Source organism: Nocardia noduli (assembly GCF_019038455.1).
GTDB lineage: Bacteria > Actinomycetota > Actinomycetes > Mycobacteriales > Mycobacteriaceae > Nocardia > Nocardia noduli.
In genome coordinates this window covers 18,058-28,694 of record NZ_JAFMPL010000106.1, presented here as the reverse complement: position 1 = coordinate 28,694, position 10,637 = coordinate 18,058, and the positions used below count along the sequence as shown (strand labels likewise).

Annotated in this window: 8 protein-coding genes; 7 read left to right on the top strand and 1 reads right to left on the bottom strand. The window is 66.6% G+C overall.

The genetic code is table 11. The features are described from left to right. Window positions 1-18: 18 nt before the first annotated feature. From JZ792_RS34320 to JZ792_RS34305, 4 genes are all read left to right on the top strand, one after another. Window positions 19-2,577, top strand: a complete 2,559-nt coding sequence (locus JZ792_RS34320) for a serine/threonine-protein kinase (RefSeq protein ID WP_216917058.1) — start codon at window positions 19-21, stop codon at window positions 2,575-2,577. Between the two features lie 126 nt (window positions 2,578-2,703). After that, window positions 2,704-3,648, top strand: coding sequence for an ABC transporter ATP-binding protein (locus JZ792_RS34315; protein WP_216917057.1), 945 nt, complete (start codon window positions 2,704-2,706; stop codon window positions 3,646-3,648). Next, entirely contained in the window at window positions 3,648-4,463 is an 816-nt protein-coding gene (locus JZ792_RS34310; RefSeq protein ID WP_216917056.1) for an ABC transporter permease, read from the top strand. Before JZ792_RS34315 ends, JZ792_RS34310 begins: the two co-directional genes overlap by 1 nt. Window positions 4,464-4,995: 532 nt before the next feature. Then, a complete protein-coding gene (locus JZ792_RS34305; RefSeq protein WP_254190746.1) occupies window positions 4,996-5,760 on the top strand; it encodes an adenylate/guanylate cyclase domain-containing protein in 765 nt (254 codons plus the stop codon). A 3-nt stretch (window positions 5,761-5,763) separates the two neighbouring features. Here the strand turns inward: JZ792_RS34305 and JZ792_RS34300 are convergent, their stop codons facing one another. Continuing rightward, a complete protein-coding gene (locus JZ792_RS34300) occupies window positions 5,764-5,994 on the bottom strand; it encodes a CG2302 family histidine operon protein (RefSeq protein WP_216917060.1) in 231 nt (76 codons plus the stop codon). Between the two features lie 126 nt (window positions 5,995-6,120). Here JZ792_RS34300 and JZ792_RS34295 point away from each other — a divergent pair, with 126 nt between their 5' ends. From JZ792_RS34295 to JZ792_RS34285, 3 genes are read left to right on the top strand one after another with little or no spacing between them, the layout of a single operon-like run. Continuing rightward, window positions 6,121-7,836, top strand: a complete 1,716-nt coding sequence (locus tag JZ792_RS34295) for an acyclic terpene utilization AtuA family protein (RefSeq protein WP_216917054.1) — start codon at window positions 6,121-6,123, stop codon at window positions 7,834-7,836. A gap of 52 nt (window positions 7,837-7,888) precedes the next feature. Then, on the top strand, window positions 7,889-9,037 hold the full coding sequence (locus JZ792_RS34290; RefSeq protein ID WP_216917059.1) for an acyl-CoA dehydrogenase family protein: 1,149 nt from the start codon (window positions 7,889-7,891) through the stop codon (window positions 9,035-9,037). Then, window positions 9,034-10,632, top strand: a complete 1,599-nt coding sequence (locus tag JZ792_RS34285) for an acyl-CoA carboxylase subunit beta (RefSeq protein WP_216917053.1) — start codon at window positions 9,034-9,036, stop codon at window positions 10,630-10,632. The genes JZ792_RS34290 and JZ792_RS34285 overlap by 4 nt, the downstream gene beginning before the upstream one ends. The last annotated feature ends 5 nt before the right edge of the window (window positions 10,633-10,637 follow it).

Genomic DNA, 10,637 nt, shown 5'->3' with positions numbered 1-10,637 from the left:
TATCAGGACTGAACGGTGATGAGCGAACAGCGACCCGACCTGCCTGACCCCGGCGAGAGCCGTGATGATTCCGAACACGCCGTCCCGACCATTCGCTGGTCCGACGTGGTCGCCGGACACATGGATTCGACTCCGGAGCCGGAAACCGCCGCCGAGCAGGAATTCCCGGATCCGGCGGAAGCGACGCAACCGCTCTACCTCGGATTCTGGGCCGAGCCGGGTGATCCGAACGCCACCGTGGCGGTGCAGAGGTCGGCTGCGGAACCGGCCGGTGCGGAGGAGCAGGGCACCGTTGCGGCCTCCGATATCGCTGGACCGGGCACCGTGTCCTCGGACGATCGTCGGCGGGGCACCGTGGCGTCCGGTGCCACCGGGTCCGGATCTGCGGTTTCCGGCGCGGGGGCCCCCACCACCGATTCCGGTGCGGCCCTGCGCACCTCGGGCCGCAGCGTCCGCACCGCCAGATCGCGCCCGACGGTCCGCAGGCTCGGCGCGGGCCTGGTGACGATTCCCGCCGTCGCACCCGCCGACCCCTTGGCCGCGGTCCTCGCCGATCCCATGGTCGCGGAGGGTAAACGTTTCTGCTGGCGTTGCGGCAATCCGGTGGGACGCACCACCGCCGCCCATCCCGCGAGTACCGTCGGCATCTGCGAAACCTGCCAGGCCCCTTATGATTTCCGACCTTCGCTGCGGCCGGGCGATATGGTGTCGGGACAGTACGAGATCCAGGGCTGTATCGCCCACGGCGGTCTCGGCTGGATCTACCTGGCGATCGACCGCAATGTGAGCGACCGCTGGGTCGTCCTCAAAGGCTTGTTGCACGCGGGGGACGCCGAGGCGCAGGCCGTCGCGGTCGCCGAACGTCAGTTCCTCGCCGAAGTTGCCCATCCCAGCATCGTCAAGATCCACAATTTCGTCGAACACGCGACCCCGGACGGCACACCCGTCGGGTTCATCGTTATGGAATACGTCGGCGGACGCTCGCTGCGCACGATCCTCGACACCTATCGCAAACCGGATCGGATGCCGGTGGCCGAGGCCATCGCCTACGTGCTGGAAATCCTTCCCGCGCTGGAATATCTGCATTCCATCGGCCTCACCTACAACGATCTCAAACCCGATAACGTGATGGTGACCGAGGATCAGGTGAAACTGATCGACCTCGGCGCGGTCGCGACCATCGAGGCATACGGAAATCTGTACGGCACCAAAGGTTTCCAGGCTCCAGAGATCGGAAAGACCGGCCCGACCGTCGCCTCCGATATCTACACGGTCGGTCGAATGCTCGCCGTGCTCAGCCTGAACATGCCGATGGAGCACGGCCGCTACGCCGACCATATTCCCGGGCCGTCCGGGCATCCGGCCCTGCTGCGTTACGAGTTCTTCCACCGACTGCTGCTGACCGCGACCGATCCGGACCCCGATCGCCGTTTCCCCTCCGCCCGGGCCATGGCCGCGCAGTTGGCGGGCGTGCTGCGCGAAGTCCTCGCGATGGACACCGGCGCCGAACATCCACAGTTGTCCACGGTCTTCAGTCCGCAGCGTGGAAGTTTCGGCACCGACGAACTCATCGCCCAGACCGACGCCTACGCCGACGGCCTCGGCCGCAGCGCGCTGATGAACGCGAGCGATATCGTCGCCGCGCTGCCCGTTCCGCTGCTCGACCCGTCCGACCCGTCCGCCCTGTTGCTCGCCGCCGCGGTGCAGCCCGATCCGAGACAGGCGCTGTCCGCCCTGGACGAAGTACGCGAGCGCGCCGCCGCCGATCCCGACAACGCCCCCGAGACACTGGATCTGGAACTTTCACTGGCCGAGGCGAAGGCGCGGCTGGAACTGGGCGACACCGCCGAGGCCCGCTACCTGCTGCGCCGATTGACCGAAACCGATTGGCGCATCGACTGGTACGTCGGCCAGGCCGAGTTGCGAGAACAGAACTACGAACACGCCTTCGCGGCCTTCGACGAGGTGCTGCGCGTGCTCCCCGGTGAGATAGCTCCCAAACTCGCGCTCGCGGCCACCGCCGAACTGGTTCTGCAACAATGGGATTCGGAAGATCCGGAACAGTGGCGCGCCTACGCCGAGAAGTTCTACGACACCGTATGGCGTACCGACCGCGCCGTGGTGAGCGCCGCCTTCGGTCTGGCCCGCCAACTCGCGGGCAACGCCGACGTTCCCGAGGCGGTCGCGGCACTCGACGAGGTCCCCGCCTCCTCACGCCACTACACCACCGCCCGCCTGACCGCGGTCTGGCTGATGCTGACCGCGGGCCCGATCGCCGACCTGGACGAATCCACCCTGCGTATCGCCGCCGCCCGAGTCGAATCCCTGCCTGCGGGCGAACATCGCGCGACCCAGCTGAAAGTACTGGTCCTCGGCGCCGCCCTGGCCTGGCTGCAAGCGGGCAACACCCCGAAATCCGACACCCCCGGCCTCTTCGGTGCCCCCTTCACCGAACGCGACCTGCGCGAGGGCACCGAATCCGGCCTGCGCGCCCTCGCCCGCGGCGCCCCCGGCCGTGCCCACCGCTACGCCCTCGTCGACCTCGCCAACAGCATCCGAGCCCAATCCTGGTTCTGAACGCTCATACCCACCGAGCGACGGAAATGCTCCGGGTCGATACCCACGGGATCTCATCCCTGAGGATGACCCAAGAGAACACCTTCTGGTGACGCTCGGGCGGGTGTGATGCGCAATGCTGGGGGCATGATCGAGCTGAGGGGCCTGACCAAGCATTACGGGCAGACCGTCGCGGTTCAGGATCTCTCCTTCACCGTCCGTCCTGGACAGGTGACGGGGTTTCTGGGACCGAACGGCGCCGGTAAATCGACGACCATGCGGATGATCCTCGGGCTGGACAAGCCCACCTCGGGGGTCGCGCTCATCAATGGCAAGGCGTATCGGGAGCTGGACCACCCGTTGAACGAGGTCGGTGCGCTACTGGACGCGAAGTGGGTGCATCCGAATCGCTCGGCGCGCGCGCATCTACAGTGGCTGGCGGCGTCGAACGGGATCGCGAAATCCCGGGTCGAGGAAGTGCTGCGGCTGGTCGGCCTGTCGGAGGTGGCGGGGAAGAGCGCGGGCGGATTCTCGCTCGGCATGTCGCAGCGGCTCGGCTTGGCCGGTGCGCTGCTGGGTGATCCGAAGGTGCTGCTGTTCGACGAGCCGGTGAACGGCCTCGATCCGGAGGGGATCCTGTGGATCCGCCGGTTCATGCAGCGTCTGGCCGCCGAGGGGCGCACGGTACTGGTGTCGAGCCATCTGCTCTCGGAGATGGCGCAGACCGCCGAACATCTGGTCGTCATCGGGCGCGGTCAGTTGATGGCCGACACCACGACCAAGGAATTCATCGAGCGGTCGTCGGAAATGGCCGTGCGCGTGCGCAGTCCGCAACTCGACCAATTGCGCAGCCTGCTGACCTCGAACGGGATGACCGTCAAGGAGGACGGCCAGGGCAAGGAAGGTCCCGCGCTGATCGTGGCGAATGTCAGCAGCGACGACGTGGGCAAACTGGCGGGGGCGAACGACATCACGCTGTTCGAGCTGTCGCCGCAGCGGGCCTCGCTGGAGGAGGCGTTCATGCGGATGACCGGCGGTGCGGTGCAGTACCACGGTGAGGGTGTCGACCAGGTGATGGGAGGTGCGCTCTGATGGGCGTATTGGCGGCGGAACGGATCAAACTCACCTCGACGCGGTCGCCGTGGTGGTGCTCGGCGCTGTTCGTGGTGGCGACGCTCGGGATCGCGGTGCTCTTCAGTCTGGTGCTGAAACTCGGTGTCGAGCAGTTCAATCAGGATATCGCCGAGGGTAAACAGCCCGCGACGACCAATCCGTATCCGGACAACGCGATCGCGGGACTCGGCATCACCGGTGTCGCCGACGGATTCCCCGGATTCGGGTACATCCTGGTGATGATTCTCGCGGCACTGGCTGTGACCAGCGAGTACCGCTTCGGCACCATCAAGGCCACCTTCCTCGCGCTGCCCAACCGGGCGTCGGTGCTGTTCGCCAAAGCGGGACTGATCGGTGTGGTCGCGGCATTGCTTTCCGCGGTTCTCACCTTCGTCAGTTTCTTCATCTTCAAGGCGCTGATCGGCAACGACGCGGGCCGATTCCTCAGTCTGTCCGACGGTGACAACAAGGTGTTCTACGCGGTGCCGATCTTCGTGGTGCTCGTGGTCTTCCTGTCGGTGGGGGTCGGAGCGCTGATCCGGCAGTCGGCGGGTGCGCTGTCGCTGTTGATCGTGTGGCCCGTGCTGGTGGAGCCGATCGTCGGCGCGTTCGGCGAGACGGGCCGGAATATCAAAGTGTTCCTTCCTTTTCAGAACGCGGGACGTTTCATCGGTACCGCCGACAACACCCTGCCCTGGCACTGGGGACCGTGGGGTGGCCTGCTCTACTTCGCGGCCGTCGTCGCGCTGATCTTCGGCGCGGCCGTCTACTTCGTGAATCAGCGCGACGCCTGATTCCTGGAACTACCCGAGTCGCACTCCCTCGCCACTCGGGTGCCGGGGTCCGGACCTTGTCGGGAGGTCTCTGGACTCCGATCGCAGCGCCCACCACTGCCCGGTGGTCGATGCGCGACCGGTCCGGTGCGGACTCTCCTTCGCACCGGACCGGTTTTTTTGCGCTTTGTATGGTCGTCGGCGCGTGAATTCCGTGATAACTGTGACTGACGGTACTGTTAAGCGAGTCGGGTGGCCTGTAGCATCGTGTCAGCAACCTTCACGTTATCCATCGGCGGACCCAACGATGTGCTCGCTCCGTGCGATAGAGAGGTGTCCGGTGGCGATGATCGGTAACCGACCGACCGACGGTCGGCTGGGCTACGCTCGCTCCGTGAGCGAGACACCTTCCGGCGGTGCGGAGTCCGTGCCGGAGACGGGGGAGCGCGACGAGATCGCGCCCGAGGTAGTGATTCCCTTGACGCCTGCCGACGAGATTCCGAATTCCCGCAGGTCGACGCAGAGTTTTCGACGCGCGCAGTTCTCCACGCTGATGAACGCGGCGAATCAGCGCCCCGATCTGATCGACGCGTTGCGCAAGGCGCGTGAACAACTTCCCGGCGACCCCGCTTTCGGTGACCCGCTGTCGGTTTCGGGTCCGGGCGGGGCGCGGGCGGTGGCCCGTGCGGCGGACCGGATCGTCGGCGATACGCCCAGCGCGGCCCGGGAGATCGGCTTCGGCGCGTTGCAGATCTGGCAGGCGGTACTGGAGAAGGTCGGTCGCGGAAAAGGTAGCGAAGAAATAACTGTCATGTTCACCGACCTGGTCGCTTTCTCCAAGTGGTCGCTGTCCGCCGGTGACGGGGCGACGCTGGAACTGCTGCGCGGGGTCGCCAAGGCCATCGAGCCGCCGATCGCCGACCGTGGCGGTCACGTCGTCAAGCGCATGGGCGACGGTGTGATGGCGGTATTCGACTCGCCCGACCGTGCGGTCGGTGCGGCGATCCAGGCCAAGCGCAATCTGGAAAAGGTCGAGGTCGGCGGCTACACCCCGAAGATGCGAGTCGGCCTGCACACCGGCTCACCGCGCGAGATCGGCGGCGATTGGCTCGGGGTGGACGTCACCATCGCGGCCCGGGTGATGGAGGCGGGCGGCAACGGTCACACCATGCTGTCGGAGGCGACCCTGGACGCGCTGCGGCCGGAAACCCTGGCCCAGCTCGGGATGGGTGTCAAACCGTATCGGCGCAGCTTCTTCGCGGCCCCGATGAGCGGGGTGCCGGAGGATCTGCGGATATTCCGGCTGTCGCGCGGCTGAGGCTCAGAGCCACCAGACGATCGCACCGCCCGCCGCGAGTACTCCGCAGACGGCGAGTGTGATGGCGAGTGGGCGCGTGGTCTTCCACAGCGAGTACGCGCCGCCGAGCAGAAAGCCGGACAGTGCGAGCAACAGGATCACGGTGACTTCGCCCGACATGGCGACCATCTTGCCGGTGCGGGCGGACAGTCCCGGCACCGGCCTGGAAAAAGTGCCGCTGAACTGCGTATCCATTTAACAAGCACGCAAGCTTGATTTTTTCTGTGCCGGATGTGATGCTGGTCATCGGAACGCGAACACCTCCGGCGCGGTAATGCGGCCGCGTGCGGGCGGTTCGCCGCACAGGGAGGCCTCCAGCTCATGAGTATGCTGGCCGCCGATCCGGATGTGATCCGAATCGGCAACTGTTCCGGTTTCTACGGTGATCGGCTCGGTGCGATGCGGGAGATGCTCGAAGGTGGGCAGCTCGACGTGCTCACCGGCGACTACCTCGCCGAACTCACCATGCTGATCCTGGGCCGGGACCGGATGAAGGATCCCGGCCTCGGCTATGCCAAGACCTTCGTCACCCAGATCAAGGATTGCCTCGGTCTCGCGCTGGAACGCGGGGTGCGCATCGTCACCAACGCGGGCGGTCTGAATCCGGCCGGGCTGGCGGAGAAACTGCGCAAGGTGGTCGCCGATCTCGGACTCGACGCGCGGATCGCCTACGTCGAAGGTGACGATCTGCTCGGGCGCACCGACGAACTCGGCCTCGGCGCACCGCTGACGGCCAACGCCTATCTCGGCGCGTGGGGTATCGCGACCTGCCTGGAGTCGGGCGCGGATATCGTGGTCACCGGCCGGGTCACCGACGCCTCCGTCGTCGTCGGACCCGCCGCGGCGCATTTCGGCTGGGGCCGAACCGATTACGACGCGCTCGCGGGCGCGGTGGTGGCGGGACACGTCATCGAATGCGGCACCCAGGCCACCGGCGGCAATTTCGCCTTCTTCACCGAACTCGCCGATCTCGGTCGCCCCGGTTTCCCGATCGCCGAGATCCGCAGGGACGGAAGCAGTGTCGTCACCAAACACGACGGCACCGGCGGCGCGGTCACCGTCGACACCGTCGCGGCGCAGTTGATGTACGAGATCCAGGGCGCGCGCTACGCGGGCCCCGATGTCACCGCGCGGCTCGACACCGTCGCACTCGTCCCTGCGGGGACGGACCGGGTGCTGATCAGCGGTGTCACCGGCGAGGCGCCGCCGCCGCGACTGAAGGTCTCGCTCAATACCCTCGGCGGCTTCCGCAACGAGATGGAATTCATCCTGACCGGCCTCGACATCGAGGCGAAAGCGGCACTGGCGCGACGACAGCTGGAATCCTGGCTGCCGGAGCGGCCCGCCGAACTGGAGTGGACCCTCGCCAGGCTGGACCGTCCCGACGCCGAGACCGAGGAGCAGGCCAGCGCGCTGTTGCGCTGCGTGGTCCGCGATCCCGACCCGAACAAGGTCGGCCGCGCCTTCTCCGGCGTCGCGGTGGAACTCGCGCTCGCCAGCTATCCGGGATGCAGTTTCACGAGCGTGCCGGGAAACGGCGCGCCGTACGGCGTGTACCGGCCCGGCTATGTGGACGCCGCCGAGGTGCCCCATGTCGCGGTGCTGCCCGATGGCAGTCGCGTGGACATCGCGGCGTCCGAGCAGACCCGTGCGCTCCAGGACGTCGAAACCCCGGAGTTGCCGGAACCATTGCCCGCGAAGGAGTTCCGTCGCGTTCCGCTCGGCACGGTCGCGTTGGCGCGCAGCGGCGACAAGGGCGGTGACGCGAATGTCGGCGTCTGGGTGCGCACCGACGAACAGTGGCGCTGGCTGGCGCACGCGCTGACCGTCGAGCGGCTGAAAGAGCTACTGCCCGAGACACGTTCGCTCACGGTCACCCGGCATGTACTGCCCAATCTGCGCGCCGTCAATTTCATCATCTCCGGTCTGCTCGGTGCGGGCGTCGCCTATCAGGCCCGTTTCGACCCGCAGGCCAAGGGGCTCGGCGAATGGCTGCGCTCCCGGCATATCGATATCCCTTGGGAGTTACTGCCATGAATCCGATATCGCGAGGCGTTTCGACGCGGACCCGGCGATCGGCCGGCCAGTGGTGAGCCCGTGGAACACACCCGAACGGCGCGAATTGCGCGCCACGGTCAGGGGTTTCGCGGAGCGGGAAGTGCTGCCCTACCTCGACGACTGGGAGCGCGACGGCGAAATCCCCCGTGACCTGCACAAGAAGGCGGGCGCGCTCGGACTGCTCGGCATCCAGTTCCCCGAGGCGGTCGGCGGTTCCGGCGGCGACGGCATCGACGCCATGATCGTCTGCGAGGAATTGCACCAGGCGGGCGGTTCGGGCGGACTGTTCGCCTCGCTGTTCACCTGCGGTATCGCGGTGCCGCACATCATCGCCACCGGTGACGAGGACCTGATCGAGCGTTTCGCCAGGCCCACGCTCGCCGGGGAGAAGATCGGCTCGCTCGCCATCACCGAACCCGGCGGCGGGTCCGACGTGGGCCACCTGACCACCACGGCGCGCCGCGACGGGGACCACTACATCGTCAACGGCGCGAAGACCTACATCACCTCGGGATGCCGCGCCGATTTCGTGGTCACCGCGGTGCGCACCGGTGGGCCGGGTTCCGGCGGGATCTCCCTGCTCGTGGTGGAGAAGGGCACGCCCGGATTCACGGTCAGCCGCAAGCTGGACAAAATGGGCTGGCGCGCCTCCGATACCGCCGAATTGTCCTACGTGGACGCGCGGGTTCCGGTGGAGAATCTGGTCGGGCCGGAGAATTCCGGGTTCTTCCAGATCGCGGGCGCTTTCGTCAGCGAACGCGTCGGCCTCGCCGTGCAGGCGTATTCGCAGGCGCAGCGCTGCCTCGATCTGACCCTGGAATGGGTGCGTGCTCGCGAGACCTTCGGCAGGCCGCTGATCAGCAGGCAGTCCGTGCAGAACACGGTCACCGAGATGGCCCGGCGCGTCGATGTGGCACGGGTCTACACCAGGGAAGTGGCCAAGCGCAGTGCCGACGGTGAGACGGATCTGATCGCCGAGGTGTGCTTCGCCAAGAACACGGCGGTCGAAGCAGCGGAATGGGTCGGCAACCAGGCCGTCCAACTCTTCGGCGGACTCGGCTACATGCGCGAATCCGAGGTGGAGCGGCAGTACCGCGATATCCGCATCCTCGGAATCGGCGGTGGCACCACCGAAATCCTCACCGGATTGGCGGCAAAGCGATTGGGGTACCAGTCTTGAGCACGTTGCGCAGCACCCTCGACAGCGCCTCGCCCGAATACGGCGCGGCGGCCGAGGCGATGACGGTCAAACTCACCGAGATCGAGGCGGAATTCGCCAAGGCGATCGCCGGTGGCGGCGCCGACAAACTCGCCAGGCATCGCAAACGCGGCAAACTCACCGCACGCGAACGCATCGAACTGCTCATCGACGAGGATTCCCCGTTCCTGGAACTGTGCCCGCTCGCGGCCTGGGGCAGTGAATTCCACGTCGGCGCGAGCGTCATCGCGGGAATCGGCATCGTCGAAGGCGTCGAATGCGTCATCGTCGCCCCCGATCCGACCGTGCGCGGCGGCACGTCCAATCCGTGGACGCTGCGAAAGAACCTGCGTATCAACGATATCGCGATGGAGAACCGGCTCCCGGTCATCGGGCTCGTCGAATCCGGCGGCGCGGACCTGCCGACCCAGAAAGAGGTTTTCGTCCCCGGCGGACGGATGTTCCGCGATCTGACCAGGCTGTCGGCGGCGGGTATTCCGACCATCGCGCTGGTCTTCGGCAATTCCACCGCGGGCGGGGCCTACATTCCCGGCATGTCCGACTACACGGTCATGATCAAGGAGCGGTCCAAGGTTTTCCTCGGTGGACCGCCGCTGGTCAAGATGGCGACCGGTGAGGAATCCGACGACGAATCCCTCGGCGGTGCGGAGATGCACGCGCGCGTTTCGGGACTGGCCGATTACCTGGCCGCCGACGAACAGGACGCGATTCGCATCGGCCGCTCGATCGTGCGGCGGTTGAACTGGACCAAGAAGGGGCCCAGTCCGCGCGCCGAGGTCATCGAGCCGCTGTTCGACCAGGAAGAACTACTCGGCATCGTGCCGTCGGATCTGAAGATCCCCTTCGATCCGCGCGAGGTGATCGCCCGGGTGGTCGACGGGTCGGATTTCGACGAGTTCAAACCCCTCTACGGCAGCAGCCTGGTCACCGGATGGGCCGAATTACACGGCTACCCGGTGGGTATCCTCGCCAACGCGCGCGGCGTGCTGTTCTCCGAGGAGGCGCAGAAGGCCGCGCAATTCATCCAGCTGGCGAATCAGAAGGACACGCCACTGCTGTTCCTGCACAACACCACCGGCTACATGGTCGGCAAGGAATTCGAGCAGAAGGGCATCATCAAACACGGCGCGATGATGATCAACGCGGTCTCCAACTCCACGGTGCCGCATATCTCGCTGCTGATGGGCGCCTCCTACGGCGCGGGGCATTACGGCATGTGCGGGCGGGCCTACGATCCGCGTTTCGTCTTCGCCTGGCCCAGTGCGAAATCCGCCGTGATGGGCGCCGCGCAGCTCGCGGGCGTCGTCTCCATCGTCGGCAGGGCGGCGACCGAGGCCCGGGGTATGCCGTTCGACGAGGAGGCCGACGCCGGGATGCGCGCCATGATCGAGGCGCAGATCGAGGCCGAATCACTGCCGATGTTCATGTCGGGACGGCTCTACGACGACGGCGTGATCGACCCGCGCGACACCCGAACGGTATTGGGTATGGCCCTGTCGGCCATCCATAATGCCCCGATCGAAGGCGCCGACGGTTTCGGCGTCTTCCGGATGTGAGGCCG